Origin of the sequence: Oscillatoria sp. CS-180, assembly GCF_028330965.1 — a bacterium.
Lineage (GTDB): Bacteria > Cyanobacteriota > Cyanobacteriia > Phormidesmidales > Phormidesmidaceae > Halomicronema.
On record NZ_JAQMUB010000062.1, the window covers coordinates 1 to 26,454 of the forward strand.

At 49.6% G+C, this 26,454-nt stretch carries 29 protein-coding genes and 2 tRNA genes; 22 read left to right on the plus strand and 9 right to left on the minus strand.

The genetic code is table 11. The features are described 5' to 3' along the window. Positions 1-277: 277 nt before the first annotated feature. Positions 278-1,465 carry a hypothetical protein gene (locus tag PN498_RS14480; RefSeq protein WP_272063526.1) on the plus strand — a complete coding sequence of 396 codons (1,188 nt, stop codon included), beginning with the start codon at positions 278-280 and terminating at the stop codon, positions 1,463-1,465. Between the two features lie 77 nt (positions 1,466-1,542). Then, entirely contained in the window at positions 1,543-1,887 is a 345-nt protein-coding gene (locus PN498_RS14485) for a hypothetical protein (RefSeq protein ID WP_272063527.1), read from the plus strand. A 100-nt stretch (positions 1,888-1,987) separates the two neighbouring features. Here the strand turns inward: PN498_RS14485 and PN498_RS14490 are convergent, their stop codons facing one another. Then, complete coding sequence (locus PN498_RS14490; protein ID WP_272063528.1) at positions 1,988-2,224, minus strand: helix-turn-helix transcriptional regulator; 237 nt, start codon at positions 2,222-2,224, stop codon at positions 1,988-1,990. A 114-nt stretch (positions 2,225-2,338) separates the two neighbouring features. Here PN498_RS14490 and PN498_RS14495 point away from each other — a divergent pair, with 114 nt between their 5' ends. The 3 genes from PN498_RS14495 to PN498_RS14505 all read left to right on the plus strand — a co-directional run bounded on the left by PN498_RS14495 (position 2,339) and on the right by PN498_RS14505 (position 3,167). After that, the gene (locus PN498_RS14495) at positions 2,339-2,629 is read left to right on the plus strand and encodes a hypothetical protein (RefSeq protein WP_272063529.1); all 291 of its coding nucleotides are present in this window, start codon (positions 2,339-2,341) and stop codon (positions 2,627-2,629) included. After that, positions 2,626-2,931, plus strand: a complete 306-nt coding sequence (locus PN498_RS14500; protein WP_272063530.1) for a hypothetical protein — start codon at positions 2,626-2,628, stop codon at positions 2,929-2,931. Before PN498_RS14495 ends, PN498_RS14500 begins: the two co-directional genes overlap by 4 nt. A gap of 71 nt (positions 2,932-3,002) precedes the next feature. Beyond that, positions 3,003-3,167: a hypothetical protein gene (locus PN498_RS14505; RefSeq protein WP_272063531.1), complete on the plus strand. Its 165-nt coding sequence runs from the start codon at positions 3,003-3,005 to the stop codon at positions 3,165-3,167. Here the strand turns inward: PN498_RS14505 and PN498_RS14510 are convergent. Beyond that, positions 3,141-3,213, minus strand: a tRNA-Val gene (locus PN498_RS14510). The genes PN498_RS14505 and PN498_RS14510 overlap by 27 nt on opposite strands. A gap of 88 nt (positions 3,214-3,301) precedes the next feature. On the opposite strand from PN498_RS14510, the gene PN498_RS14515 reads away from it, so the two are divergent. The 7 genes from PN498_RS14515 (at position 3,302) to PN498_RS14545 (ending at position 8,427) form a co-directional block, all read left to right on the plus strand. Next, a complete protein-coding gene (locus PN498_RS14515) occupies positions 3,302-3,844 on the plus strand; it encodes a metal-binding protein (RefSeq protein ID WP_272063532.1) in 543 nt (180 codons plus the stop codon). A gap of 110 nt (positions 3,845-3,954) precedes the next feature. Further along, positions 3,955-4,323 carry a 2Fe-2S iron-sulfur cluster-binding protein gene (locus PN498_RS14520; RefSeq protein WP_272063577.1) on the plus strand — a complete coding sequence of 123 codons (369 nt, stop codon included), beginning with the start codon at positions 3,955-3,957 and terminating at the stop codon, positions 4,321-4,323. 56 nt (positions 4,324-4,379) lie between these two features. Continuing rightward, positions 4,380-4,934 carry a thermonuclease family protein gene (locus tag PN498_RS14525; RefSeq protein WP_272063533.1) on the plus strand — a complete coding sequence of 185 codons (555 nt, stop codon included), beginning with the start codon at positions 4,380-4,382 and terminating at the stop codon, positions 4,932-4,934. 38 nt (positions 4,935-4,972) lie between these two features. Further along, complete coding sequence (locus PN498_RS14530; RefSeq protein ID WP_272063534.1) at positions 4,973-5,821, plus strand: inositol monophosphatase family protein; 849 nt, start codon at positions 4,973-4,975, stop codon at positions 5,819-5,821. A 144-nt stretch (positions 5,822-5,965) separates the two neighbouring features. Beyond that, positions 5,966-6,901: a J domain-containing protein gene (locus PN498_RS14535; RefSeq protein ID WP_272063535.1), complete on the plus strand. Its 936-nt coding sequence runs from the start codon at positions 5,966-5,968 to the stop codon at positions 6,899-6,901. Continuing rightward, on the plus strand, positions 6,902-8,122 hold the full coding sequence (locus PN498_RS14540; RefSeq protein WP_272063536.1) for an ATP phosphoribosyltransferase regulatory subunit: 1,221 nt from the start codon (positions 6,902-6,904) through the stop codon (positions 8,120-8,122). Between the two features lie 77 nt (positions 8,123-8,199). After that, on the plus strand, positions 8,200-8,427 hold the full coding sequence (locus PN498_RS14545; RefSeq protein WP_272063537.1) for an indolepyruvate ferredoxin oxidoreductase subunit alpha: 228 nt from the start codon (positions 8,200-8,202) through the stop codon (positions 8,425-8,427). A gap of 54 nt (positions 8,428-8,481) precedes the next feature. Here the strand turns inward: PN498_RS14545 and PN498_RS14550 are convergent, their stop codons facing one another. Beyond that, positions 8,482-9,360, minus strand: a complete 879-nt coding sequence (locus PN498_RS14550; RefSeq protein WP_272063538.1) for a hypothetical protein — start codon at positions 9,358-9,360, stop codon at positions 8,482-8,484. Between the two features lie 167 nt (positions 9,361-9,527). Between PN498_RS14550 and PN498_RS14555 the strand changes: the two genes are divergently transcribed. The 3 genes from PN498_RS14555 to PN498_RS14565 all read left to right on the plus strand — a co-directional run bounded on the left by PN498_RS14555 (position 9,528) and on the right by PN498_RS14565 (position 10,451). After that, positions 9,528-9,743: a hypothetical protein gene (locus PN498_RS14555; RefSeq protein WP_272063539.1), complete on the plus strand. Its 216-nt coding sequence runs from the start codon at positions 9,528-9,530 to the stop codon at positions 9,741-9,743. A gap of 213 nt (positions 9,744-9,956) precedes the next feature. Further along, positions 9,957-10,292, plus strand: a complete 336-nt coding sequence (locus tag PN498_RS14560) for a PPC domain-containing protein (RefSeq protein ID WP_272063540.1) — start codon at positions 9,957-9,959, stop codon at positions 10,290-10,292. An 86-nt stretch (positions 10,293-10,378) separates the two neighbouring features. After that, positions 10,379-10,451, plus strand: a tRNA-Phe gene (locus PN498_RS14565). A gap of 215 nt (positions 10,452-10,666) precedes the next feature. Here the strand turns inward: PN498_RS14565 and PN498_RS14570 are convergent. Beyond that, positions 10,667-11,563, minus strand: coding sequence for a metal ABC transporter permease (locus tag PN498_RS14570; RefSeq protein ID WP_272063541.1), 897 nt, complete (start codon positions 11,561-11,563; stop codon positions 10,667-10,669). A 135-nt stretch (positions 11,564-11,698) separates the two neighbouring features. Beyond that, positions 11,699-12,424, minus strand: a complete 726-nt coding sequence (locus PN498_RS14575) for a metal ABC transporter ATP-binding protein (RefSeq protein ID WP_442951423.1) — start codon at positions 12,422-12,424, stop codon at positions 11,699-11,701. Between the two features lie 496 nt (positions 12,425-12,920). Between PN498_RS14575 and PN498_RS14580 the strand changes: the two genes are divergently transcribed. Continuing rightward, entirely contained in the window at positions 12,921-13,934 is a 1,014-nt protein-coding gene (locus tag PN498_RS14580; RefSeq protein ID WP_272063542.1) for a metal ABC transporter solute-binding protein, Zn/Mn family, read from the plus strand. Positions 13,935-14,633: 699 nt separating this feature from the next. Here the strand turns inward: PN498_RS14580 and PN498_RS14585 are convergent. Both PN498_RS14585 and PN498_RS14590 read right to left on the minus strand, forming a co-directional pair. After that, on the minus strand, positions 14,634-14,819 hold the full coding sequence (locus PN498_RS14585; RefSeq protein ID WP_272063543.1) for a replication restart DNA helicase PriA: 186 nt from the start codon (positions 14,817-14,819) through the stop codon (positions 14,634-14,636). A gap of 558 nt (positions 14,820-15,377) precedes the next feature. Next, positions 15,378-16,235: an Npun_R2479 family HD domain-containing metalloprotein gene (locus tag PN498_RS14590; protein WP_272063544.1), complete on the minus strand. Its 858-nt coding sequence runs from the start codon at positions 16,233-16,235 to the stop codon at positions 15,378-15,380. Between the two features lie 381 nt (positions 16,236-16,616). On the opposite strand from PN498_RS14590, the gene PN498_RS14595 reads away from it, so the two are divergent. Together PN498_RS14595 and PN498_RS14600 are read left to right on the plus strand one after the other, a co-directional pair. Next, complete coding sequence (locus tag PN498_RS14595) at positions 16,617-17,198, plus strand: TetR/AcrR family transcriptional regulator (protein WP_272063545.1); 582 nt, start codon at positions 16,617-16,619, stop codon at positions 17,196-17,198. A 110-nt stretch (positions 17,199-17,308) separates the two neighbouring features. Beyond that, positions 17,309-17,965 (plus strand): peroxiredoxin-like family protein, encoded by a 657-nt coding sequence (locus PN498_RS14600; protein WP_272063546.1) that lies wholly within the window; start codon positions 17,309-17,311, stop codon positions 17,963-17,965. 356 nt (positions 17,966-18,321) lie between these two features. Here PN498_RS14600 and PN498_RS14605 read toward each other — a convergent pair whose 3' ends face one another. Continuing rightward, the gene (locus PN498_RS14605) at positions 18,322-20,319 is read right to left on the minus strand and encodes an FAD-dependent oxidoreductase (protein ID WP_272063547.1); all 1,998 of its coding nucleotides are present in this window, start codon (positions 20,317-20,319) and stop codon (positions 18,322-18,324) included. Between the two features lie 299 nt (positions 20,320-20,618). Continuing rightward, complete coding sequence (locus PN498_RS14610) at positions 20,619-21,593, minus strand: GNAT family N-acetyltransferase (RefSeq protein WP_272063548.1); 975 nt, start codon at positions 21,591-21,593, stop codon at positions 20,619-20,621. 333 nt (positions 21,594-21,926) lie between these two features. On the opposite strand from PN498_RS14610, the gene PN498_RS14615 reads away from it, so the two are divergent. The 4 genes from PN498_RS14615 (at position 21,927) to PN498_RS14630 (ending at position 26,355) form a co-directional block, all read left to right on the plus strand. Continuing rightward, entirely contained in the window at positions 21,927-24,125 is a 2,199-nt protein-coding gene (locus PN498_RS14615) for an amylo-alpha-1,6-glucosidase (protein WP_272063549.1), read from the plus strand. A gap of 140 nt (positions 24,126-24,265) precedes the next feature. Then, positions 24,266-24,910 (plus strand): imidazole glycerol phosphate synthase subunit HisH, encoded by a 645-nt coding sequence (hisH, locus tag PN498_RS14620; RefSeq protein ID WP_272063550.1) that lies wholly within the window; start codon positions 24,266-24,268, stop codon positions 24,908-24,910. Next, positions 24,910-25,488 (plus strand): 16S rRNA (guanine(966)-N(2))-methyltransferase RsmD, encoded by a 579-nt coding sequence (rsmD, locus tag PN498_RS14625; RefSeq protein ID WP_272063551.1) that lies wholly within the window; start codon positions 24,910-24,912, stop codon positions 25,486-25,488. Before hisH ends, rsmD begins: the two co-directional genes overlap by 1 nt. 6 nt (positions 25,489-25,494) lie before the next feature. Next, complete coding sequence (locus PN498_RS14630; protein ID WP_272063552.1) at positions 25,495-26,355, plus strand: sulfurtransferase; 861 nt, start codon at positions 25,495-25,497, stop codon at positions 26,353-26,355. The last annotated feature ends 99 nt before the right edge of the window (positions 26,356-26,454 follow it).

Genomic DNA, 26,454 nt, shown 5'->3' on the forward strand with positions numbered 1-26,454 from the left:
ACGATACAGTAGAGGAGTCTCCATGTAGATGCTGGTAAGTTGGGGAACTTGAGCATCTCATGGAGCGCCCACTTTACCCAACCCATCTCATCTGAGACTCACCAATTTTCAGTGCTTTCAGGACTTTTCTGCACCACTAAGCCTTCCAACCTTTCTAAATTCTCTGTCTTCGGAATCCAAACAAGATGCACGTTACCTATCAAAGTTTATAGGGGCTTCAGCAATTGGCTTATTTGATGCCGCGTTAAATTATGTTTGGAATGAAGTTGTTCTTAATTTGAGAAAGAAAGCTAGCATTTATGGGGTTGATTTATTTTTCGATTCAGCAGTTGGAGGAAGAAATAGAGAGAATTTTAATGATGAAACAGATCTCCCAGCACTAAAGGACAGTACTCTTCTCCATACCTGTCGCAAGTTAGAACTAATATCTGATGTCGTATATCGGAAACTCGATTTTATTTTGATAATGCGCAACGAGGTTGCTGCATCCCATCCAAATGTAGAAAGCATTGGCGGTTATGAATTGTTAGGCTGGCTTCAGACTTGTATAAAGGATGTACTGCAGGATCAACTATCAGAATCAGCTATTAGAATCAAATCGCTTGTAGATAACTTGAAATCTGCCAACGAAGTAATCGATGAGAACACTTTCTCAAGAATTGATGCTGAATTGAAAAATTTGTCGCTGACGCATGTCAACAATCTTCTGGTAAACATATTCGGCATGTTTGTGGCATCTGATTCTGAACAAGTGCTTAGAAAAAATATTTCCGAGATAGCACCTTTAGTATGGGTGTATTCTTCTGATCAAGTAAAATATAAAATTGGCACTCTCATTGATGGTTATAGAACAAATCTTCATCAAACAAAGCTTGAAAGAGGTATTGAGTTCCTCAAGCTTGTTGATGGATTAATGTATGAGAGTTTGCCCGCAAAAATAATTGCACTAGAGCATCTCTCAGATCAGCTTAAAGAAACTCATGAAGGCTGGGATAATTTTCATTATGAGCCTGCAGTCATGAGAGAAATTCTGCAATATTGCAAGTCCTCTACAGACATACCCAAAGAAGTGCTGCCAAAGCTTACAAAGATTGTTCTCCGTTGTCGAATTGGAAATGGTGTCAATTACAAAAGAGGCGTTAGTCCAGGAGGCGTGCCTCTGTATGATCAATTTCTTTGTTTGCTTGACGATGAAGGAGCTGCATGCTGTATTAATGCATTATTTCAACCCGAAATAAACAGCAAAATACGAAACAAAATTTGTCAAGTTCATTTAAGGAATGTCTTGGAAAGCTTAAAACTTATTGTCATATCTGATCGGTTGAAAGATGGCATCGACTTGTTGCTAGATGACCTGCCAAGAGCCTATCTTGCTGGTGCTAGAAGAGATTTTCAAGAATTAACTTCTCCATTCATTGAATGGCCTCGCCAGCAGGCTAGTAGATCGGCGCGTAGGGGAAGCTAAAGATTAGCTCAAACATCAATACATTGAATTAAGAATTAGATAATTTAATCTACAAAACAAGTGTTGGGAGAAAAATCTTGGCTGTTTTTAATGACATGGAGCTTTTTTGTCGAAAGCGTTACTGCATTGTAGTTATTGCTCATCGACTTGAAAAGAGTGGACGTTTTTACCCAGTGTTTTATCGAAATAGCAGTAAATCTCCACATGGTAACTGGAAAATCTTTGAGCGAACTTCAGATGAGACTAAAGGGCGCTACCTCGCTGAATTGACAGTGACGTCTGAAGATAAAAAGGTGAGAGTTGATTGCCAAGTTGCTTGGCGGCATTTGCCTCCTTCAGACCCTGTAGCTTTAGAACTTGAGGCTATGATCAAAGAAGGAATTGAAGAAACGCGTTGGATAATGGAGCAGCGCGAGAAATAATTCCAGTCTTGCCCTGCAACCAAACAAATTTGAGGAGTGATTGCATTGCAATGTGCGATCATTTTCTATCTTTCTAGGCTTGAGATCTTCCAGAGACAGCTTATAAATCTGATATTTCCTCGCCCAAGTACCTTTCTACAAAAGCTTTTGCCGCTTCCGGTTGTAGCGTTTTTAACGCTCTCACAAGATCCAAAATCGTCTCCGCTGATGGGTCACTCTTCTCATTTACCCATCGATAAACGCTATTGCGCTCGATATTGAGAGCCGCCGCAAGGCTGTATTGGCTCACTTCATACTCGTCAAGCACCTGCTTGAGTACTTTCCCCGCTTTTCCCATGCCCTTATGGTGTCAGAGGAGTTTGCTTGCGTAAATATCAAGTCTGTTGACGTCATCGATTCTGTTGACTATGATGACTGTCATCAAATTCGACGACGCCTGTGAGTGTTCACCATGCAAACTCAAGATTTCCTTTCTACTGCTTCTCAATCCTCTGACACTGTCGGTATCGAACTCTCTCTGAAGCTTCACGCCTATCCCAAATCCGATCGCGAACCCGTCAAGTTGCTGGTTATTGGTTCTAGGGAAGCGGTTAATGCAATCGTTCATAGCCTGCATCAACACCGCTTTGCTGAGGTCTTCGAGTGGACTGACTTTCTCCCTGCTCCTAGCGAGACGAATCCTCTGCAAACTCGTCCCGGTGAGGTCATGAAAGCCTTGGTCAAGTATTTGCCCAAAGGATGAGCCTGCTCGGTTTCGGCAGTGGCGAGTCTCCCAGGGAGAGGCTGCGCCAACGCCCTCAACGATCCGTTCCTGAACTGATTGCCGACATCCAGGAACTCACCGCCGAAATTCAGCAACTCTACCGCCAAGACGCTCTGCCCTGGATCATTGGCTACTCTGGGGGCAAAGATTCCACGGTGGTTTTGCAATTGGTCTGGAACGCGATCACCCAGCTTCATCCCCAAACTCAAAGCCTCATCGGTATTCTCACAGTCACGCTATTGATGGTACGAGGAAGGTATGATTTTAGGCCATACCGTTGATTTGGCAGATCTTACAACCATCAATAATCCATATTCTTTAGAGGCAATCGCTTCAAGCCTTTTGAAGATCTATGGAACTTAAAATCCGCAAATATCTGTACGAAATTCAGCAAGCTTGCCAGCTCGTTACCGACTTTACCAAAGAGCAGATCTTCGCAAGCTACCAAGCAAACCCATCGCCAAAAGGCTTAAAACCTATTTTGTTTGAATGGGCGATACTGGGCTCGAACCAGTGACATCCTGCTTGTAAGGCAGGCGCTCTACCAACTGAGCTAATCGCCCCCGCACGGGCTTTTAATCATAACAGACGGGAGCACGATCGCAACCCAATAATCTGTGTAAAATTTTCTTGGTCTCACCCCGTCGCCTTATGCCCTCAGGAAAAACCCACGATCGCATCACCTGGTGGTGTACGCCTTGGGTAGGGCTGGGGACGATGATCGCAACTCGACACTGGGGCTATACGCTGCTGGTGCTGTGGGGCTTTATTTTTGCAGGACTAATGTTTGGTCCTGATTTAGATATCTGGTCCGTTCAGAGTAAGCGGTGGGGCTGGCTAGCGTGGATTTGGCGACCCTATCGCAAAAGCCTACGGCATCGGTCTTGGCTGTCCCATGGCTTTCTGTCGGGGACGGTTGTGCGGCTGCTGTACCTGAGTGTATTGGGATTCTTAGGATTGCTGATTGTGCTGGAGATCAGTAATGGTTCTGGGCGCACCAGCGTGACTTGGAATGATCTTGGGCGGTCTGCTGCTCAACTGTTCTTGAGGTATTGGCGAGAGTGGGCCGCGATCGCGATCGGCATCGAATTGGGAGCGATGAGTCACTCGGTGAGCGATTGGCTCGTATCGGCCTGGCAGCGAGAGGGGCGACGACAGCAGAAGGGCAGACATCGCAACAGCAGGAAAAAATAGGCGAGTGAAAACAGATTCAGGAAAACGCACCCCACCCTAAACTTGTGAGAGCATAGACGAATGGAGGAATGGCTCATTCCTTTTCGGTTGTCTACACAGTTTACGAAGGCATGACTCGCTCCCATCGCATCAATATCCATGATCGTCAGCACGATGCTCACTACACAGCTGAAGTATCCGAAGATCGCTACATCCTACAAACCGCAGAGAACCAGGGAGCTAAACTCCCCTTTGCCTGTCGCAACGGTGCTTGCACAACCTGCGCCGTTCGCGTGCTCTCTGGCGAAGTCCACCAGCCTGAAGCTATGGGACTGTCCCCTGATCTGAGGGAACGGGGCTATGCCCTGCTATGCGTCAGCTATCCTCGCACCGATCTAGAAGTTGAGACCCAGGACGAGGACGAGGTTTATGAACTCCAGTTTGGCCGCTACTTTGGCAAGGGCAAAGTTCGCTTTGGACTGCCCATAGAGGATGACTAACCGCAGCTTCGGCGAGGGAATTTTGAGAACGACATAACAGTCGGAAGCAAATACCTATGGGCGGCCTACAGGGAATCAAGTATCGCTGGCTAACGTGGAGTGCGATCGCGCTACTCATTCTTGCCGTCATGATTACTGGTGCTCGCAGCGAAACGACGACCGTCACTGCAACGGTAGACTATGCCAAAAGCGGCAACACCTTGGAACTGCTCTGGCCGCTCACACCCGAAAGTCCAGTGACAACTCTCCGTCTGGAGGGAATTCAAGCGCCGGATGCTGAACAAACACCTTGGGGAAACACAGCCCGCAACTGCCTGAAAGAGGTGAGAGAGCAAATTGTCCGAGTCGAGTCAGACGACTGGACACCTGATGCTCATAACCGTCTCTGGGCCTATGTTTGGAACGGCAAGACGCTCCTCAATGTTCAACTGCTAGAGCAAGGCTGTGCCTACATTGCTGGCGATCGCCTCCCCTATGGACACCACACCGCAGCCCTGATCTATGCCCAAGAAAAAGCACGACTGCTGGGCCTAGGAATTTGGAATCCTGAAACGCCCCTCAGAGAGACCGCCAAAGCCTTTCGCAGGCAATCTGATGCTCAGTCCCCTTAGCCCCTAAACTGAAGGATGTCCAGCATTGACGAGACACTATGACAGCGGTCAGCGAACAGGACTTGCAACGTTATCTCGAAATCGCAACCGAGGCAGCCCTGGCTGGCGGTGGCGTCTTGCAGTCCTACTGGGGAAAGTTAGAAAACATTGAGCAGAAGGGGCGTCCAGGTGATCTTGTTACCGAGGCAGACAAAGCTGCCGAAGCCGCTGTGTTGGACGTCATTAGACGTCATCTCAGCGATCATCCCATTTTGGCCGAGGAATCGGGAGCTATTGGAGAACTAGCCAACAGTCCATTTTTATGGGCGATCGATCCCCTAGATGGCACCACCAACTACACCCATCAATATCCGTTTTCAGCCGTTTCTGTGGGTTTGCTGATTGATGGCTATCCCAGAGTCGGTGCCATCTTCGATCCGTTTCATGAAGACCTATTCCGGGCCGCGCAAGGTCAGGGCGCAACCTTAAATCGCCAGTTTATTCAAGTTTCAAAAACCAGTAAGCTAGCAGACAGTCTATTAGTAACAGGATTTGCTTACGATCGCCGCGAACAGGTGGACAATAACTATGCAGAGTTTTGTCATTTAACTCATCTGACCCAAGGCGTGCGACGAGGTGGAGCCGCATCTCTCGATTTAGCCTATGTTGCCTGCGGTCGCCTAGACGGTTATTGGGAACGGGGGCTATCGCCTTGGGATTTAGCTGCCGGGGTCGTCCTTGTAGAAGAAGCTGGTGGACAGGTTACCGCTTACGACGAAACGTCTTTTGACATTCAATCTGGGAGGATTTTGGCAACGAATGGTCGGATTCACACTATCCTTAGCCAAGTGCTACAACAAATAGAACCGCTGGCAAATTTCCAGCCGATCGCGATCGCAGAGTCATAGTCTGAGATTCTGTTAATTAGGAGGCTGCTCCTGGAAACGTCGGAGCACGCAAAGCGAGTCTACTTAGATTGCTGAAAACTGAAAGACAAAATTGCATCTAGGAATCAGGATAATGCTGTGTAGGGCGAGAGAGAACCAGCCGCTATGAATATTGAACGAGGTCTATTTCAGTTTGATTTGACCGATTATCACGCCATCTTAGGGGTTTCCCTAGACGCCGATGCTAAACAAATTCGCAAGCGTTATCTAAAAATTGCCCGCAAACTCCATCCCGACAGTCTGCGATCAAGCACTGATGAAGAGAAGCAGCAGGCTAACGAACTGCTCTCAAAGCTCGTCAATCCTGCCTATGAAAAACTCACGCAGGAAAAGACTATGACGGAACATATGGTTGTCCTGCGCCTTAGAGGGCAACAGTTAGGACGGCAGTCTTCGACGTTAGAACTTCAAGATGAAACCGCTAAAAGTCTAATCGGTAACAACAATCCGATCACAGCTTATACCAGTAGCCTACAAAAGCTAGCTGAAGAACAGTATCAGTCCCTGGGAAACGTGCTTGACATCACTGGACAAATTAGCGAATTAAATCTGGCTTACCTCGTTAATACAACAGATACAGCGGCATCCACAGCAGCACCTACCAATGGCAGTAAATCTGCTGCTGCACCCTCTACAGCCAGCGCATCACCTCCCGCCCCAAAACCCAAAGCTCCTCCGTCCCCGCGACAGCAGCGTGAAGCCATTATTGACAGCTATCTCAATCGTGCCCGCCAATTTGCCCTTAAGCGAGACTACTCACGAGCCATTCTGGAAATGCGCGAGGTGGTTAAAGCACATCCAACAAATGCCCAATGCCATAGTCAGTTAGCGGAATACTACTTGCAGGCGGGGCAGCCCACGATGGCCCGAATTCACCTCGAACGTTCGACTGCAATAGACCCTGACAACGCACTCGCAAAAGAATTAAATGCGAAGGTCAGTAAGGCTACTCAGGCAAAAGCTGCTCAAAGTAATTCCAAAAGCTCTCAGTCAAAATCGAGAGGCGGATTGTTTGGCTTATTTGGAGGAAATCAAAAGTAGATGGTCTACCAACCCCCATCAGGCACTAGGGACTTACTGCCGCTGGATGTCGCTCAGAAATACTGGATCGAGGAACGACTAGAGGAGACGTTTCAACGGTGGGGCTATCATCGCATTGTGACGTCTACGGTAGAAAGTCTAGATACCTTGATGGCGGGGGGAGCGATCGCTCAATCCTCTGTGGTACAACTCCAGGGAGACGGACAAGAGCGCCTTGGTCTCCGACCAGAACTGACAGCCTCCATTGCCAGAACAGCCGTCACGCGCATGGCCCGAGTGACCTATCCCCAACGGCTTTACTATACTGCCAACGTCTTTAGCCGCTCCACTAAGGGAACGACCCCAGCCAGCCAGCAGGAGTACTATCAAGCCGGTGTAGAACTGTTGGGCAGCCGTGGCGTTTTAACTGACGCTGAAATTCTTGTGCTGTTGCTCAGTTGTGTCAGCACCCTACAGCTCACAGACTGGCAATTAATTCTTGGCAATGCTGGGCTGACGCGATCGCTCTTGGATGTTTTTCCCGCTGAGTCCCGTAAGCCAGTCCGCCATGCGATCGCCAATCTAGATCGCGTTACCCTCGAAACTCTAGATCTGCCTGATGATCTGCGACAGCGGGCCTTACAAATGCTTGACCTGCGAGGTCGCCCACGAGATGTTATCCAGGCCGTCAGTCAACTGGGACTAACCGCTGACCAGCAAGACATCCTCAACGACCTCAAATCCCTGATTGACCTCCTAGAAAATTCCGAAAAGAATTACCCCATCATCCTGGACCTGAGCCTAATTCAGTCCTTCGATTACTACACGGGCATCATCTTCGAAGTCGTTGCTAATACTGCTCAAGGGCGACAAAACGTCAGCAAAGGGGGACGTTACGATAATCTACTGGGCGTCTTTGATCCCAAAGGCCGTAGCTATCCTGGCATTGGCTTTATGTTTAGTATTGAAAGTCTGCATCAAGCCCTGATTGGCACCGGTCATCTGCCAGACACGACTCCTGCCAGCGACTGGCTCATTGTGCCACAAACGCCTCAGGCTGCAACGGCTGCTTTTCAATACGCTCAGACCATTCGCGATGGTAATGCCATGGTCAGAGTCGAGCTATACCTGGAACCCGAAGATGATATTGCTGTAATCCGCAATCGTGCCCGCGATCGCGACATCAGTCGCATTGCCTGGGTCACCGAAGATGGAACTCCTGAGATTGAAACAGTCCATTAGCAACTCTTGTAATTCTCTGGACAGAATTTATTCATCAGAGCTAGGGTGAGGGTAGAGACGCAAGCAAGAGGAGAACCATGTCCCATACAATCGTGACCAATGTATGCGAAGGCGTCGCTGACTGCGTAGATGCCTGTCCCGTAGCCTGCATTCACGAAGGTCCTGACAAAAACGTAAAAGGCACCGACTGGTACTGGATCGATTTTTCTACCTGTATTGACTGCGGCATCTGTTTGCAGGTCTGCCCAGTCGAAGGAGCCATCCTCCCCGAAGAAAAACCTGAATTGCAAAAGACGCCTACCTAACAACTGATAGGTGAGGACTGCACTTGGGTAGGGACGTGATATGTCGCGTCCCCGCTATCGATCCACCATAATTCGATATCGTGGTTTTTCGGGCAGGGCAATCTCAGGGGGCTTCTCTCGCAGCAGAATCACAACATCCTTACCAATTACAGGGTTTCGAGCAATCAGAGCACCTTCTGGACTTCGAAACTCAACCGCGTCAAAAGCCAGTCCTTTGGATTGAGCCAACAGCTGATTGGCCAACGTTATCTGTTCGTAGTCAGAAAGGCGGAACCAGTCCCCATTTAGAACAAGCGTCAGACGATTCGTCGCAAAATCAGCTTGTACTGAATCGATCACCCGACTAGCATTAGGGATTGACGGCTCCGTTAGCTGCGTTTGCACCTCAAAAATGCGATCGCCGGCCAAACTGTCGGCATCCTTACTCTCTTCCTCAGACGGCACAACAGTCGAAACAGGTTCACGAACAACTGGCACAGGCTGAGGTGCCGGCGACGTTTCGGTAGGCTGAGCAGCAGGCGTCGCATCGGATGCTACAGAGGGCTGTCGCACGCTGTTGAGCAAAACCAGCAAAACCCCCAAGATGCCGATCAGAATGCCACTGATTACCCTGTCCGATAAGTTGGCCGCAGCGGGAATTCGGCGGCGTAACCCCGCAATGATTCGTTGCCAAGACGATCGGAATCGCTGCCACGTTGGCAGAACCCAAGCCAATGCCTCTTTCGTTGTCGTTGGCGTTGGTTGAGGAGTTGCAGTATCTACATAGTCCTCCTCCCAATCTAGAGAAGCAGCCTCCCACTCATCCTCAGGCAGTTCCTCTACCGTGGATTCCTCCGAGAGAGTTGTTTCTGGTAGCTCAAAATCGCTGTCATCTGTCCACTCAGGCTCGGAAGATTGAGCTGAGTCAGTGGGAGAAACGGGTTCCTCCGGCATAGTTGTGATGCTCCTTAGCCCAAACTACTTTTATTGTCTCTCAAGTTGTAGCGAGGAAAAGGGAATAAGAGCAGGGAATGGAAAAGCAGGGGAGGGTAAGATTGCTGCCTTAAAAGCCCCAAAACTTGAGATGATTTGCCTAACGATACGATAGCAACGACGAGCCAATGAATACTCAAACTTGCCCTGTTTGTGGCGTCAAAATTATGGTCGGCATTGTGGGGGGCGATCGCGTCTTGTTCTCCTCAGGGGCACCCGGCACCCGAGCACGGCTATGGGCCAGAGTCTGTCGATACGTTGACAAACCAGGGTGTATCAACCCTGATGGAGGCAGTCAAGCCCCCGGCAAGGATGATTTCTACAAACCGGACGTGCCGCAATAACGAAGTATAAATGTGATATTCCTCAGGTTTTATTGCTGTCAATGTTGAAACCTGAGCCATAATGTCACACGGAATCTTCAACTCATCAAAACCTCTATGAAGCTGTTCTGCTCCGTCCGTTCATCTGCATGGCTGCTTACTGCCTTGGCTTCCTGCACGCTGGCCCTATCGACAAAAGCTCAAGCTCAAAGCTCGGTTTATTCTCCCATTCCCATGCCTGACAGCCAAGAAATAACGGATACTCTTTCAGAAGAAGACATCCCGACAGGGATAGGAGGATTTGCCCGCGACTATACAGTCTTTTTCGAAGACGGCGACCAAGTTGCGATCGATCTCATTTCAGAGGAATTTGATACGATCATTACGCTACTAGGACCAGACGGCACCACAGTGGGCGAAAACGATGATGGTCCTGACGGAACGACCAACTCACTGCTGTTTGCTCGAATTACTGAGTCAGGGACTTATACTGTCAGGGTGCGATCGTACGCAGGGCAAGGCACAGGCGCATTTTCACTCAAAGTCGCCCGACTGCGCCCAGTTCAGTAAGTCTTTCTCAGGAACTTTTGCAGAAACACTTGCCGTGTATTCAAGCAGTCTGTTATCTTAGTCAAGCGCTCAAATGCAGCGCTTAAGCCGGGATAGCTCAGCCGGTAGAGCAGAGGACTGAAAATCCTCGTGTCGGCGGTTCAAGTCCGCCTCCTGGCATTCAAGCAAATCAAGCGAAAAGCCCAGAAGCCTTTGGCTTTAGGGCTTTCTCTTTTCAAGGTCTGACTGAGGTCCGCTCACGTTTTGGGTGTCTTTAGAACAGAGTTGTTATTGTTATAGGTCCACCGCGAAGTTAGGGTGATTTTGCGTCTTGATCACCAGACGCTTCAATACTCACTGGATAAGTACAAGCGTTCTCTCTGGTGGATTTGGCTCTACATCACTAGGGTTTGATCACCTTCGTCGGCATCGGTCAATTTTGATTGCTGACGCTGGATCCAAAGGCTAACCAATAATCCCTCAGTTGGACTGAACAAGAAAGCCAAACAGAAAAAGCAGAAAGATACAAGGACAATGGAAGCTCCGGACGGCGCATCTAAGTAGTAGCTCAGGTACATCCCAATCACGCTGGACAGGGCACCAATAATCGAACCTACCCACATCATTTGATGGAGTTCTTTAACCAGTAGATAGGCAGTGGCGGCTGGGGCAACTAGCAATGCCACCACCAAAAGTGCCCCCACCGTGGGTAAACAAACGACGATGGTGACAGTCATCGCCGTAATTAGTGAAGCGTTGTACCAATGCACCAACATCCCGCTGGCTTGAGCCCCTTTCGGGTCAAAGGTGTAGAACAACAGCTCTTTGAAGAACAATCGCACCAAGATGATCCCGACCACGGTGACGGCTAAGCTCCACCACACCTCTGTCATGGTGACTCCCAAAATGTTGCCAAACAGGATATGAACTAAGTCAATGCGGTTTGCCCCCGGAAGGATACTGACTAACACGACGCCAATAGCAACAAATGAGGTCAAAATCAGGGCCATCGCAGCATCCGTTTTCACTCGCGATTTCGACTCAATTAAATAGAGCACCAGAGCGCTGATCACGCCAGCAACTAAGGCTCCAAACGAGAGGGCAACGCCTACTACGTAGGCGATCGGTAGACCCGCCATCACCGAGTGAGAAATGGCATGGGCTAACATCCCCATCTGTTGCACAATCATGTAGCTGCCCACAATGGCACAGAGAATGCCGAGCAAAATACCCAGCATGAGGGCACGTTGCATAAACGACAATGACAATGGCTCGATAATCCAATCCAGCATAGAAGGGTTCCGTATCTTTTAAGGTTGGCGGGTTGAAAGTGATTCACCTAAAGGATGCTCAAGGAGTACAACGTGTCTGCTTCAAATTTCTGGTCATCCATAGAGGCAGCAAAGCAAGGTCCATGCAGATGCCGCTTAAGCGAAAACTCGGGCGAGGCCTCGACCGTAGGCCCGTTCTAAATTGTCGGAGGTAACAACCTCTTGACGGGTTCCATGGGCAATCAGATGTTTATTGATTAGCAACAGCTGGTCATAAATGGCTAGCGAATCACCCAAATCGTGATTGATGACGAGTAGAGTTTTGCCCTCCGACCGCAATTCCTGAAAAATATCAAAAATGATGTCTTCAGTCTTGCGATCAACTGCTGTAAAAGGCTCATCGAAAATTAACAACTCCGCTTCTTTGGCCAGGGCGCGGGCAAGAAATACTCGCTGCTGCTGCCCTCCCGATAACTCGCCAATGGGGCGATCGCGCAACTCATACATATTTACCCGTTCCAAGGCTACCCGAGCCAACTCTCGGGCCTGACGGCTAAATCCCTTAAAGAGTCCAGTCTGCACAGTTTGGGCCATCATCACCACATTCCAGACGGTGACAGGGTAATCCCAATCAATGCGAGAGCGCTGGGGGACGTAGGCGGTTTGAGTGAGCTGTCGCTTCAGAGGCAGGCCCTTGAACCGAACCACTCCCTGGGTGACGGGCACTAAATTCAAAATGGCCTCAACCAGCGTACTCTTGCCAGCACCATTTGGGCCAATGATACCGACTAGCTGACCCGCAGGCACTAAGAAGCTGACATTGCGAAGTACGCAAGCACCTCGATAGTCGACCGACAAGTTCTGAATTTCTAGCATCGGCATCAGCCTATGACGGAAGGACAATACGCTATCTCAATTGTCTTCATTGAGGCAACAAACTCGGTAGAGAGGACATCAACCGCGAGAACCCTGTAATCAGCAGTTAAATGGCAGGCAACGGCCCGTATCAAGATTGGACTGACTTACTGAGGCCACTTAACTTAATGACAATACCTATTGATAAGTCAATCAAAGCGATAGTGCCTATTAATAGGCAAATCAAAAGGTTGACACCAGTGTATGAGTTAGTAATATAAATGTCTACGTCGATAGTGTATCGTCCGTCTTTACCCCGATAATGCAGATCGTGCGTAGGTCAATAGCAGTAGTTTCAGCGTATGTGAGCGCACAGAAAAGGATAGTCGTGATCAAAGTCCGCCACACTTTTCTGGGTTTAACAATCGTTGGGCTAACTCGCACGGTCGTAAGCAGTCGGTGGCTGTCCAGGCCCCATTGTTGACGATAGTTCTTTATAAGATTAGGCATAGAGGAACCGTCAATGCAACGATTTTTTGCCCCCCATCAAGGGACGCTAGGAGTTGCGATCGCACTCCTGATTGGTCTTGCGGGTTGTGCCGGCTCAACCCCCAGCGATTCAGACAGTACAACCGAATCTGACACAGCCGCCGAATCTGACACGACTGCTAGTGATGTAACCGACGAGTCTCCGATTGAGGTCGTCGCGTCCTATAGCGTCATTTGTGATTTAGCTGGGAAAATTGCGGCAGATGCCGTACAACTGACTTGTTTAATCCCACCCGATCAAGACCCCCATACCTATGAGGCCACACCCTCTGATCGGGAGGCAGTCGATACGGCTGACTTGGTCTTTTATGCGGGACTCAACTTTGAACCTGCGATTATCGATATGGCCACCGCATCCGACTCCGAGGCCCCCAAAATTGCTCTACACGATGAATCGGTGCAGGAATTGATTGAAGTGGAAGAAGAGGGTGAATTAGAGCCCGATCCTCATGTCTGGCATGACGTTGAGAATGGCCTAGAAATGGTTGCCTTGATTCGAGATAACCTTGTCGCCGTTGATCCGGATAATGCCGATGTGTATACCGAAAATGCTGAACAACTCACGGCTGAGTTGGAAGCCCTAGATGCCTGGATTCCCGAGCAAATTGCCACCATTCCGGAAGAGCAGCGCCGCTTGATTACGACTCATGATGCGATGTCGTATTATGCTCAAGCCTATGGGTTAACGGTTGAAGGCACATTGCTGGGCGTTTCGACTGAAGATGAACCAACCGCTGCCAAGATTAACGAGTTAGCCACATCAATTCGTGACAAAGATATCCCTATCATTTTTGCTGAACTCACTGCTGATGATCGAGTCTTAAAAACTGTGGCGGACGAAGCTGAGGTCTCCATTTCTGAGCAAGTCTTGCTGGCGGACGGTTTGGGTGCAGAAGGCACGCCTGGGGAGAGCTATACCGGCATGTTGATTTACAACACCTGTGCCATTGTGGATGGCCTAGGCGGGGAATGTGCTTCTGCTCCTTAGTACGTGCCAGCTCTAAGTTTTACAAGGTTTTCAAAGGATCGGAACATCATCAACCCCTATTTCAGGAATCGAGAGACCTGGGTTGATGCGGTGACTCAACAGATTGCGATACGTATGACTTCACACATGGAAGCACTGGTCAATCTAGGCCAGTCAGCAGGCGTGATTGAACTCGTGAAAGCGTTCCATGGTCCAAAGGACATGGAGCGAACGAACTCTTCTGGACGAAGATTTTGACTTATGCAACGAGATCTGGGACTGTTCGCAATCGCCTTCGAGAAAGCTACGACAAGATGTTTTGGGCTGTAGGCAAGACTTTGCATGAGTATCCGAATGAACCCCCAAAAACAGTTGGAGATGGCAGTCTATATCATTGCCACTCCGCTTGGCTAATCGCCTGGATTTGAGTAGATCGACATTAAGGGTTCTTCAATTCAGCCTGCCAAGGCAGCGATCGCAAACGTACTAGAAAGCCTGAAATGATGCAGCGTTAGGCATAAATAAGCTGACGCATTTTCGCAATGGAATCAGACAATTGCTCCCATAAGCGTTATGGGATAAGACGTTCAGCTCTTATGACTAAACCAGGGCAGCTGACCGAAGGCAATTTCAGCGATAAAACATCAACTACTTCCACCAAAAACGGAGATGGATACTGCTCCACCTCCGTTTCTATGGTTAATTCAACCTAGATTTAAATCACCGATGTGCTGCTACCAAGCCGGGTGCGTAAGCTTCAACAACGTTACCCGTGTTGCTGCAGGTGATCATCAAGTAGTCACAATGAGGACACTGAGTACGGACAAGCGCCTCTTTATCCAAGTAGTGGCGGGATGCATGACCACCGCAATTGGGACAGTGAACGATTTGGGATGCGTAATTCATGACTTTCAAGTTTGATATCAATGCGTGGATGGGAAGTCTATTAGAGCCGTTTGTAAAAATGCTTATCGAAGTGAACTTCGTTGTCGCATCATTGCGGGATCACAACAGAGTTAACAGTTATAAACAACTGTTGGTATATCAAAATGTTATTTCAAATATTAGGTAAGTTGCAACTAAAAAGCGAAAAACTTTTCGAAAGATATAGTTAAGCTTGATCCCAATGGGTTTAAAGTCAAAACAAAAGCACCCTAATTCATAACAGGCAAAAGTAAGGGTTGATACCAATTAGATTAAGGAAATCTAAAGATCTCTTCTTGGCGGTAGACTCAGTAAATATATGTTTCAACCTAAGGGTAGATGATTAGGATTTACGAGTATCCGAAAGCCGTTATAGTCGGACATCTCATCGCCAGTTTCACGGCGTTTAATCAGAATTTAATTCGCTTTTTAAGAAAGACTTAAGATTTGACTGGAAACTTTGTCAGCTAAATTTCTACTTCTATTGGATGACTAAAATCTGGTTTGTCTCAGTAACTTTACCGAGGCCTGTAATGACAATTATGAAGGCGGAAAAGGCTCGGGATGAGACTCATGTTCAACCTCAAAAACATGACCGTAAAGACTTGAGAGAATTTCCTTACCTTCCTGGGTGAGCTTGAGATAAGCGATCGCATCTTTGATGTAGGGATAGACGCTCTTCCAGTAGAAGCGGGGATAGTTGACTCGTAGATCCTCGGGATTGCGGTAGCCTAGCTGCTCATTGACGCCCGTTTCCTCAAACTCGTAGAACAGGGCAGGAATTTTGTGGAGATAGCGAGGATCGGACAGCTGACCAATGAGGTCTGCAGCCCGCACCAATCCTGGAAAGTTCGTGGTGTCTTGATGGTCTGTGTCGAGTGGCACAGGAAATCGGGTCAGTTCGATATTACGTTTAATGATCTCGGCATTAATCAGCCCATGACCACCAAACCTTTCCTGGACAAATAGCTTGCCACGGTCTACGTGATAGGGTGTCAAACTTGCGTCTGTGTAACCTTCCTTCAACTGGACTGTTTGATCCTCTTCACCGGTCGCATATATGCGCAGAGGGATAACATCGTGACGGCAAATACCTTTGACATAACCGATATCGTGACAAACTAGCGAAATAGTGAAGTGCAACCAGTCTTCACAAGAAACCCCACCTTCGCGAATATGCTTTCCTCGTAAGATTTGTTGCCCAACCAGGGTCACAAAAACAGTGTGCTCAACGTCGTGATAGAGAGCATTGCTATTAGCAATTGTTTCGACTCCCATGTTGCCGACCCAAGCAATGATGTCTGCATAATTTTGCTTCAAACCGCCATAGGTTTGGGCGTAATTAGTCCTAAGTTCTAGGACAAAGGCGTTACACAAAATTTTGTTAGGATTCAGCATTGATGATTTTGAGGGCTGATTGTTCTCGTGGTCAGGCGCGGTTCCAAGGACGTTTTATCCCATTTAATAGGGGAAGGACTGTACGATCAGGACAGTTTGTTGAACCATTAAAATGGTGCCTTTGCTCAAAATTTTTTGAAAGGATCTTTAGCTTAAATTCCGGGGACAAGTGCGATCGCCCATCTTCGTATAAGCTTTCTTAGAATGTTTGTTCCAGAAACTGCTACCCTTTTGATAGGTGAGGATGGATGTATAGCCCCTTTGTATCTCTCATTTTTAGGAGGTTGAATCCGGCTCTCCCCTATTTAGGATTTAAGGGGACAAGTCAGATTCAGCTGCATCAGTCCTGTAAGTAAACGCTCAGCAAAACGCAGGGATTGAATGGCTCGTTCCAAAACATTTGATCGCAAATTGGTTTTAGATAAAGCCATGCAAGTCTTTTGGGAGAAAGGCTATGAAGCCGCATCGATGCAAATGTTGGTCGATGCAATGGGCATTAATCGTGGTAGTCTATACGATACTTTTCAGGATAAGCGGACTCTCTTTTTGCAGGCGATCGCCCACTACAATGCAACGGTTGTCCAACCTGCGATCGCACCTCTGCTGGCCCCTGGAGCTTCGCGCCCGGAGATTGAACAGCATTTTCTGACGTTGGTGGAGCGCATTACCACTGATCAGAATCGGCGCGGTTGTTTAGCCACGAATACCGTCACAGCGTTAGCCGCTAAAGATCCTGACATCACGATCTCTTTGCAAAACAGTTTGAGACAAGTTGAAGACGCTTTCTATCGTGCCCTTGTCAGAGCACAAGATAAAGGTGAAATCAGCACGGATAAAGATATTCGTGCTGTTGCTCACTATCTGACAAGCAACATCCAGGGATTACGAGTAATGTCCAAAGTCAACTCAGATTCCGCTGTACTCCAGCAGACAGTTGGTCTGATTCTGCAAATCTTGGATTAACGCTGTCTGAAAAATCACCGTCCTCTTTCTAATACATCTCTTAGGTGAGTTTAATTTCTTTTTAGACCAATCGTTCCAAAATAAAGTTGAACCCCAGGAGATTAATCGTTATGAGCCTGACTCACGACCTCGCCCAACTTGCTGGACACATTCGAGCAAAACTTCCCGAAGACACGAAAGCCACGATGGCAAAAGCAGGAGACGATATCACAAAGCTTGGCATTGAAGACCGCAGCCTGAAGACTGGCGACACGATTCCGACAGTCACGTTGCCGAATGCTCTTGGCGAGACAGTTGCCGTTCAAACGTTGTTGCAAGACGGTCCCGTTGTCATTGCGTTCTATCGGGGCGGTTGGTGCCCTTACTGCAACATGGAACTGCGAGCGCTACAGCAAGCTCTACCAAAAATTGAGGCGCAGGGCGCCAGGTTGGTTGCGATCTCACCCGAAACCCCAGACCATTCTCTATCGACTAAGGAGAAAAACGACCTCACGTTTGAAGTCCTCAGCGACGTTGGGAACTTGGTTGCTCAGGACTTTGGCCTTGTCTTTGCCATTCCTGAATATCTGCGTCCGGTCTACAAGTCCTTTGGGATTGACGTGGCTGCCCACAACGGCGACGAAAAATTTGAACTTCCCGTTCCCGCAACCTATGTCGTAGACACCAGCGGCAAGATCGCTCACGCTTTCGTGAATCTGGACTACACCCAGCGCGAGGATCCTGAAAACATCGTCACAGCGCTTAAGTCCCTTCAGGTGACCGTTTAACCATTTACCCCAACGGCTCCAAAAAGGAAACTTTGAGTATAAAGACAACTCAGCAGCGTCTTGAATTGGAGCCGTCAGCTTTTGTCACCGACAGACCACACCTAGGACATTACGGCAGAAATATGCTCACCATTCAGAATGCTGGGAAAGCCCATCTGCCTTTTTTGGGTTCTGAATTTTGAATTTTGAATGCTGCATAGCGGTACTATAGCGCCATGCACTTGCACCAAGCACACCCCATTCCCTATTCCCTGCTCCCTTAAGCTACTGAGATGTACTTGACCAAGCTACACAGGGCTATAGTTCGATTCCGCCACATTCGGTCGAGCAAGGCTCTGAGCATCTTGGCTTATCAATCACCAGGTGTATCGCAGTCGCTGTTCGACTAGGTAATTCTGCAAATCACCAATTTGATCAGTCACGACAATCTGTGACGGTGTCAGATTTGGGGAGCGGGTGTCTTGCAGTAGCCAGCCAGCTGTCGTGCCTGCTGCCGCGCCTACGCTCCATTCGCCATGGTGGACTCGCGTCATCGCGTTGACGATGTGGGACCCGGCGATGCTTTTGCCACCAATGAGTAAATTGTCTACGCCGACTGGAACCAAGGCCTCTAATGGGATTGGGAGAGGTTGTGCTAGCCGTTCATTAACGCTGGCACGAGTTGCTTCGTAGGATGGCTGCCAGTTGCGGTAGCGACAGCCGTGAATGTCGATGTCGTAATGTGAGATCCCGATCGCCGTTCGCGAAAAATCTCGTCCCCCACCCATATCCACGCGCACATCAGCTTCCTTCATCATGAACTGTTCTTGGCCGTAGGCTGGACGTCCAATGATGCGTCGTCCCTCTCGAATATAGGGCGTCATGCTGAGGCCAGAATGCGTATACATGGGGCCGCTTGGACCATACAAAAACGTCAGCGGCATATCAGGGGCAGCCTGGTTGGCCATCAGCCACTCAGCAAACAGCAAAGCATGATTTTCGGCGTTCCTAAGAGCCTGGATAGCGAGTCCTCCCATCCAGTTTTGGTACTGTCCGGTTTGCTGCAATGAACTCTCCGTCATGATCAACGGCTCATCCATGATGTTCCAGTCATTGCCTCGGTTCCAGTTGACTAGGGTCATCTCACCGGCAGTGGAATACCCCACGGCGTCTCGGCCTGAATAGCGACTGACAATGCGGCGATAGTTGAATAGGCCACGCCCATGGAACATGGGAAATCCTTCCATATCGAAGGCACGGCGATGTTCATCTTTGGGCAATCCGGTTTCGACACGGGCCAACATGTCTCGGCTCTGCCCCTTGTCGTTGGCGATCGCCATCACAAAGGGAAACGTGAATGCCTGAGTGCAAGCCGGATTTGATCGAGTTGGTGCACTCGCTTCACCCAGAACATCCCGACTATCGGAACCGACTCGGAAAGGAACCTTCGCCCAAGCAATCAGCTCTCCGGTATCGGTGGCATCAATCACAATCATTCGTTTGCCGGGAGGAGCCTGTAAGCGAATAGGCACCTTTTCATACTGCTCTGTACCCGACCAGGCGTACCAGTCGTGTAGCTCCTGAGATAGGCGACCTTGGGGAATATAGTCGGGATCCTTAGGGGTTCGCTTGACAGCATAAACTGCTGTAATGTTGCGGCCTGATGCATCGAACGCTGCTCCCTTGAACGCTGTTGAGGTGGACCAACGGCTATTAGGAGAGGCCGTTAACGCATTCTGCAACAGTTCTTCCGAGGCATCTGCCCCAGCTTTGGGGAGAAAACATAAGTCACCCACCCAACAGCTATTAATTTGATAGATTCGCTGGCGATCACCCATGCCTGTCCAACCCGGTAGACTTACAGGCTGATTGCGAATCCGTCGCTTTAACTCCTGCCAACTTTCCGCAAAGTTTTGCTGCCGCCGCATTGCGCGTGACTCATCAATGGCAGACACCCCTTGGGAACTAATCTGCCCTCCTAACCAGGGAGTCAGCTCGATCAAGCAGGTTTGTGCGCCGGTTCGCATCGCGTGAGCTGCCGCTCCTACCCCGCCCAAAGAGCCACCCACAACGACAACTTCACAGTCCCATACCTCTTGTGAGCGAGGGAGTGGAGAAATTTGAGGGCGACCGTTGGCAGCCCGTAGTTCACGCAGTCCTGTTAGTGCAGCACTGTTCGTCAACGTTTGCCCAACCGTAACAGTGCTGATAGTTGCAGGGATTTCCAAATATCCAGACGCCATGTGGAATGCTTCTAGCAGCAGCGTACCGCTGATCAGCCCAACCATAGCAGCTACCGACAGTAGCGTGATACGACGACGTTTTTTTTGCCTACGAGCACGGGCTAATCTTCGATACAAGCGGCGCGTTACCATTGCGGAGTTCTTCAAGACGTTCGAACGTCTCAGAGTTTAGCAATAGAAATCGTTAGGAGCGCACATTCGGCAAATTTATATAGCGATTTCGAAATGGGTAGACGTATTAAGGCCCGTAGGGAAATGCCGATGACCGTATCAAACAGGTGTCTGACATCGAACATGCGGACATAACCTTACGGGCACAATCCCGATCGCTATCCTTGGGAGATTTTCGAAAATAAAAATACTCGGCTGTGGGCATTGCCCTGCGCTAATGACACCCTGCCAACGGTAAATTCTTTTCTGGGGATCCCCCCTCAAACCCTATCGACCTGTTTTTGGAAAACGGTTGAGCTATGCTCACGCTCAAAACCAACCGATTCATAGAGCTTTAAGGCTCCTAGAGGATTCTGAGCATCGACGCCAATCGTAGCCAGCTCCATGCCAACTAGCTGCAACCGCCTCAGGCTTTCAACCAACATGGTCCGTGCCAGTCCCCGACGACGGAAGCCCCGTCGAGTTCCCAGCAAACAGACATAGCCTTCTTGAATGCCCAAACGATTGTTTCGCTCTGGATCAATCTCGCTGTAACAAAAGGCGGCCATTTGCCCATCAGGTGTTTCTACCACCAAGTCAAGATTGGCATCATAGTCGGATCGCGTCATCTCGTGAAGAAATTCCTTCACAGTGGTGGGGTGATGGTTCCAGTGATCCACAAAGGTCTCGTTGAACATATCAACCCAAGCTTGAGCGTCATTGGCCGTGACGGGTCGTATCTGCCATCCATCCGGCAGAGTGGTTTTTGGCAGAGACGTTTCTAGCGATCGCTTCAACTTCAAAAAGTAACGCTCTGGCTGAAACCCTAGTTCCAGCAGCAGCGATCGCTGGACTTCAACGGAGTCTCGACAGCTGGAATGGAGGACCAGGGGTAGCCCAGAAGCCCCTCCCACTTCCACAAGCCGTTTCTCGGCCCAATCTAAGATGGCTTGAGCTAAGTCACCATCACGAGCTTGCGGATGGATATCAAAACTCAAGATGCAGACGAACTCCTGCTCTGGAATGAGTCGCCAAAACTCAGCCACAGCAATCAGCTCACCGTCTTCCCTGCGCCAGAGACGCAAGTCCTGATTGATATCAAAGGTCGGATCAGAGAAATCTTCGCGCAGTTTTTCAACCGATGTTCGGGTTTCTAAGTTATCAGCAATTCGACACGTGTTGATGAGCTGAGCGATCGCGGCCAAGTCAGCTTCACCCACGTTGGTACACACAGTAGGAATCAAATTAGCAGTCATAGCAACTCCCAGACCAATTCGCAATTTTGAATTTTTGGATTCGAGAAGGGTTGAGCTACAACGTTTGCAGCCTCAAGCTCCGTCAGTTGTAGATCAAGAGAAAAACAGGATTGTTCATGTCTTGTAATACGCTCAGGGGTTATCAGGCAGTTGTCTCACGGTCTATTACAGCCAGTCCTTTGCCTATTTCGGAAAGAATACTCAGAATATACTACATATACTACAAGTCTGTCATCCCTCATGCCGCTCCTCACCACTTCTTTATCCCCGCAAGGTGCTATTACAGAAGGTGATGTAAGTCGAAACTAGGTCACTCGCCCCATTTCATCGCCTATGATGCTTCAATTTGGACGAGACATTTGTGGTCACCTCGCAATGGCTGAAGAGCGGGAGTGGCTAGTGACAAACGGTATTGGTGGATATGCCTGCGGCACCGTGGCAGGGCTGCTCACTCGTCACTATCATGGGTTGCTGGTCGCCGCGCTTAATCCCCCTTTAGATCGCACGCTTTTACTGACTAAGTTGGATGAAACGGTCACCTACTGGAGCGACCGTCCTAAAGATGTCAGTTGGGCTGGGGCTGAGGACTCCGGCAAGGCTGTTACCGAGGCTAGAATTCACTCCGCTGAACATCAGTCGATACAGGGTACTCTGTCAGCTGGATCAACTAACTATGGTGGACACGCTTACCGACTGTATTGCGATCGCTGGGCAGACGGCACGGTAACGCCTTCCGGCTACCTGCAGATTGAACGGTTTGCTCTTGAGGGGACCGTCCCTACCTGGTTTTATGTCTTCGACGATGCCTTGCTAGTAAAACGGATCTGGATGGAGCAGGGATCGAATACAACCTACATCCGCTACTGTTTGGAACGGGCGAGTGGTCCGGTGACACTTTCGATGAAGGCGTTGCTGAATCATCGCAATCATCATCACAGTACTCGCGGGCAAGATTGGGTAATGAACATTGCTTCTGTCCCAACGCGATCGCCTGCTGATCCACAGGGAATTACCGTGTCGGCTTTTGCCTCGGCAACGCCGTTTTATGTGCTGAGCGATCGCGGCACCTGCACTCTACATCATCAGTGGTATCAAAATTATGATCTTGCGATTGAACGCTATCGCGGCATTGATTCCAACGATGATCACCTGCATGGCGCAACCTTCGAGATTGATCTCTCTGTCGGAGAATCCGTCACTATTGTGGCGACGACCGAGGCCCCTGACTCCCTTCAGCTGACAGGCGCATTTGAACGACAACAGGCCCATGAGCAGCAATTATTAAGCCTTTGGCACTCGACAATTTCGTCCACATCCCAAACCCCTCAATGGATTAAGCAGCTCGTGCTGGCTGCCGATCAGTTTGTTGTGTCACGCTCTGTTGAAGGGAACAACGACGGTAAAACGGTCATCGCGGGCTATCCCTGGTTTGGTGATTGGGGCAGAGATACGATGATTGCCTTACCGGGATTGGCGATCGCAACCGGACGACTTGATATCGCCCGACCAATTCTTCGCACCTTTGCTCAATACGTTGATCGAGGGATGCTTCCCAATGTTTTTCCGGAGGCCGGGACCCTGCCTCACTACAATACTGTTGATGCAACGCTCTGGTATTTCGAAGCTATCCGCGCTTATCACGCTGCTAGCCAAGACGATCGCTTGCTTGAAGAACTCTTCCCTGTATTAGCTGATATCATCCATTGGCACCTGAAAGGCACACGTTACAACATTCATCTAGATACTGATGGCCTCATCTATGCGGGTGAACCCGGCGTGCAGCTAACTTGGATGGATGCCAAAGTTGGGGATTGGGTGGTGACTCCCCGGATCGGTAAACCGGTTGAAATTAATGCGCTCTGGTACAACGCTCTGCTGATCATGGCGCAATTTGCAGACCGGTTAGGACTAAGCGGAGCAAACTATCGCGATTTGGCCGACCTGACGCATGAGGGGTTTCAACGCTTCTGGTCCAATGAACTAGGGTACTGCTACGACCTACTGGATGGTCCAACGGGAAATGACGAGAGCCTTCGTCCGAATCAGATATTGGCCGTGGCGTTTCCTTCACAACCGCTCAGCAGGTTAGAGAAGGGTGAGTCACACTCTGCTAATCGGCAGTTGCTAGAAGCGTCCCAACAGACCGCTGTTGTCGAGACGATCGCCCGCCAATTACTTACGTCCCACGGGCTACGATCGCTCGATCCTCGGCATCCTGATTATTGCGATCGCTATGGTGGTGATCCGGTTCAGAGAGATGGTGCCTATCATCAAGGGACCGTTTGGGGATGGCTCATAGGTCCATTTGTGCAGGCTCATTTGCGGGTTTATCAAGATCTTGGCGCCGCCAGCAGCTTTTTGGAGCCGTTCGCTGATCACCTCCGCAGCGGCTGCATTGGGACACTCAGCGAAATCTTTGACGGAGAGACACCCTTTACTCCCAGAGGTGCTTATGCGCAAGCCTGGACCGTTTCAGAAGTGCTCCGGGCATGGTCGCAGCTTCAAACCCTATCTCCTTCTAACCGTGATTGACCTGATCGGCTCTTCCCCAATGAACAACGTCAGCAGGTTGCGATACGGATAAAACGGATAAATGTGTCGATTTTACGGTACACCACGATAAACCCCATGTAGGATGAGGGGGTATTGGTCTGATCAAAACGGGGGTAACCATGACTCGCATTGCCGTCATTGACTATGACATGGGCAACCTTCATTCCGCCTGTAAAGGGTTAGAAAAAGCGGGTGGAGTGCCTGTTGTGACGGATCGTGTGGAAGATTTGCGGTCAGCCGATGGGGTTGTTCTACCCGGAGTAGGTGCGTTCGATCCGGCAATGCGACATCTCCGCGATCGCGATTTGGTCACCCCCATTCAAGACATCGTTGCTAGCGGCAAACCATTTTTGGGTATTTGTGTTGGCCTTCAGGTCCTATTTGAGGGCAGTGAAGAAGGGCAAGAGCCAGGATTAGGCATTATTCCGGGTAGGGTTCGTGAGTTCAAACCAGAGCCTGGCATTACGATTCCGCACATGGGTTGGAACCAGCTCAAATTGACTCAACCTGATTCCCCTCTATGGAATCAGGTCAAAACCGGAGATTGGGTTTATTTTGTTCATTCTTACTATCCCGAACCTACTAACCCTGACGCGGTTGCTGCCACTATTACCCACGGCAGCCAAACCGTAGCCGCTGCGGTCGTCCAGGATAATGTGATGGCGGTTCAGTTTCACCCCGAAAAATCCTCGACAATTGGCATGCAGATTCTGTCGAACTTTGTGGTAGCTATTCAACAAAAATCCCCCGTCTTGAGTCGATAATGTCCTTGAGGATTTACGGCAACCGTCAGCTTAAGACTGTGCCTGGACAAGCAACCCGACCCACAACAGGACGAGTCCGCGAAGCCCTTTTCAATATTTGGCAGGGGTCAATTCAGGGCTGTATTTGGTTAGACCTATGTGCTGGCAACGGCGTGATGGGCGCTGAGGCCCTTTGCCGAGGAGCTGTTTCAGTCATTGGCATTGAGAAAGCGGGCCTTGCTTGCCGCACGATTCAACAAAACTGGCAGCGCATTGCCAGTGCAGACCAAACCTACCAGGTCATTCGTGGCGATGTCTTGGTAGGGCTATCGAAGTTGGCTGGACAGCAGTTCCATCACATCTATTTTGATCCGCCTTACCACAGCGACTTGTATCAGCCCGTGTTGAGAGCGATCGCCCGCCACCAACTCTTAACGCCTGATGGTGAGCTAGCAGTAGAACATGAGGAAACCGCTTGGGAGGCGATCGCGATCGCGGGCCTGATGTTGCGAACCCAAAAGCGCTATGGCCGCACGACCCTCTCGTTCTATCGCTCTGCTGTTGATGCTGACGTTGTTTCCAACCCTTTGGACTACTGACCAACCATGTCCCATTCTGATCCTGCACTACCGACGCCCCTCGTCGAGGTTGATTGGCTAAAAAATCACTTGGATGATCCTCAAGTCGTGATCATCGACTGTCGTTTTGCCCTCAGCGATTCTCACCAGGGACGACGGGATTATCAGGAAAGTCACCTGCCGGGAGCGTTTTATCTCGATCTTGACGATGATTTATCGGGTCCAGTGCAAGGGCCGCCGACCTATGGCGGGCGGCATCCGCTGCCCGATCTGAATCAATTGGTCGCGACTTTCGAAGCGTTAGGCATCTCCTCCGATCCGGTAGGGCCAACTCAGGTCGTGGCCTACGACGCCAGCAAAGGAGCCTTTGCCGCTCGGGTCTGGTGGCTGCTGCGATATCTGGGCCACGAGTCCGTTGCTGTGCTAGACGGAGGATTCCCGGCTTGGCAGGCAGTGGAGTATCCCCTGTCACAAGCGGTTCCTGATCGCCCTCTAGCGGGACAATTCACGCCTCGTATTCAAGAGGACTGGCTGGTTGATCGAGTCTATGTGTTGGAGCACAAGGACGAGCCTGGAACAGTGGTAGTAGATGCGCGATCGCCCGAACGCTATCAAGGAGAACAAGAACCTATTGATCCAATTGCCGGGTCTGTTCCGGGGGCAGTCAACCTGTTCTGGCAACTCAATTTGAATGAGACTGGTCATTTTCGTTCTGCTAGGGAACTAGAAACTCAATGGAGCGTTGTCCCCTCGGCTGAAACTCCAATCTACTACTGCGGCTCTGGCGTTACAGCCTGCGTCAATATTCTGGCCCAAGCCTTGATGCAGCGTCCTCTGCCCAAACTGTATCTAGGCGGTTGGAGCGATTGGTGTTCTTACAACCCGTGAATCCATTGTTGTGTATCAGCCTTCTGTTACTGACTGGTTGCTAAACGAATCCGTTGCTATAGTTGTATAGCTCAAGGCGGAAGGTGAAAGGCAGAAGGA

Bases quoted from the DNA above. Each gene is read 5' to 3' on its own strand.
- PN498_RS14490 (WP_272063528.1), bottom strand. From the start codon at position 2,224: ATGGGAAAAGCGGGGAAAGTACTCAAGCAGGTGCTTGACGAGTATGAA.
- PN498_RS14495 (WP_272063529.1), top strand. From the start codon at position 2,339: ATGCAAACTCAAGATTTCCTTTCTACTGCTTCTCAATCCTCTGACACT.
- PN498_RS14500 (WP_272063530.1), top strand. From the start codon at position 2,626: ATGAGCCTGCTCGGTTTCGGCAGTGGCGAGTCTCCCAGGGAGAGGCTG.
- PN498_RS14505 (WP_272063531.1), top strand. From the start codon at position 3,003: ATGGAACTTAAAATCCGCAAATATCTGTACGAAATTCAGCAAGCTTGC.
- PN498_RS14515 (WP_272063532.1), top strand. From the start codon at position 3,302: ATGCCCTCAGGAAAAACCCACGATCGCATCACCTGGTGGTGTACGCCT.
- PN498_RS14520 (WP_272063577.1), top strand. From the start codon at position 3,955: ATGACTCGCTCCCATCGCATCAATATCCATGATCGTCAGCACGATGCT.
- PN498_RS14525 (WP_272063533.1), top strand. From the start codon at position 4,380: ATGGGCGGCCTACAGGGAATCAAGTATCGCTGGCTAACGTGGAGTGCG.
- PN498_RS14530 (WP_272063534.1), top strand. From the start codon at position 4,973: ATGACAGCGGTCAGCGAACAGGACTTGCAACGTTATCTCGAAATCGCA.
- PN498_RS14535 (WP_272063535.1), top strand. From the start codon at position 5,966: ATGAATATTGAACGAGGTCTATTTCAGTTTGATTTGACCGATTATCAC.
- PN498_RS14540 (WP_272063536.1), top strand. From the start codon at position 6,902: ATGGTCTACCAACCCCCATCAGGCACTAGGGACTTACTGCCGCTGGAT.
- PN498_RS14545 (WP_272063537.1), top strand. From the start codon at position 8,200: ATGTCCCATACAATCGTGACCAATGTATGCGAAGGCGTCGCTGACTGC.
- PN498_RS14550 (WP_272063538.1), bottom strand. From the start codon at position 9,360: ATGCCGGAGGAACCCGTTTCTCCCACTGACTCAGCTCAATCTTCCGAG.
- PN498_RS14555 (WP_272063539.1), top strand. From the start codon at position 9,528: ATGAATACTCAAACTTGCCCTGTTTGTGGCGTCAAAATTATGGTCGGC.
- PN498_RS14560 (WP_272063540.1), top strand. From the start codon at position 9,957: ATGCCTGACAGCCAAGAAATAACGGATACTCTTTCAGAAGAAGACATC.
- PN498_RS14570 (WP_272063541.1), bottom strand. From the start codon at position 11,563: ATGCTGGATTGGATTATCGAGCCATTGTCATTGTCGTTTATGCAACGT.
- PN498_RS14575 (WP_442951423.1), bottom strand. From the start codon at position 12,424: ATGCCGATGCTAGAAATTCAGAACTTGTCGGTCGACTATCGAGGTGCT.
- PN498_RS14580 (WP_272063542.1), top strand. From the start codon at position 12,921: ATGCAACGATTTTTTGCCCCCCATCAAGGGACGCTAGGAGTTGCGATC.
- PN498_RS14585 (WP_272063543.1), bottom strand. From the start codon at position 14,819: ATGAATTACGCATCCCAAATCGTTCACTGTCCCAATTGCGGTGGTCAT.
- PN498_RS14590 (WP_272063544.1), bottom strand. From the start codon at position 16,235: ATGCTGAATCCTAACAAAATTTTGTGTAACGCCTTTGTCCTAGAACTT.
- PN498_RS14595 (WP_272063545.1), top strand. From the start codon at position 16,617: ATGGCTCGTTCCAAAACATTTGATCGCAAATTGGTTTTAGATAAAGCC.
- PN498_RS14600 (WP_272063546.1), top strand. From the start codon at position 17,309: ATGAGCCTGACTCACGACCTCGCCCAACTTGCTGGACACATTCGAGCA.
- PN498_RS14605 (WP_272063547.1), bottom strand. From the start codon at position 20,319: ATGGTAACGCGCCGCTTGTATCGAAGATTAGCCCGTGCTCGTAGGCAA.
- PN498_RS14610 (WP_272063548.1), bottom strand. From the start codon at position 21,593: ATGACTGCTAATTTGATTCCTACTGTGTGTACCAACGTGGGTGAAGCT.
- PN498_RS14615 (WP_272063549.1), top strand. From the start codon at position 21,927: ATGATGCTTCAATTTGGACGAGACATTTGTGGTCACCTCGCAATGGCT.
- hisH (WP_272063550.1), top strand. From the start codon at position 24,266: ATGACTCGCATTGCCGTCATTGACTATGACATGGGCAACCTTCATTCC.
- rsmD (WP_272063551.1), top strand. From the start codon at position 24,910: ATGTCCTTGAGGATTTACGGCAACCGTCAGCTTAAGACTGTGCCTGGA.
- PN498_RS14630 (WP_272063552.1), top strand. From the start codon at position 25,495: ATGTCCCATTCTGATCCTGCACTACCGACGCCCCTCGTCGAGGTTGAT.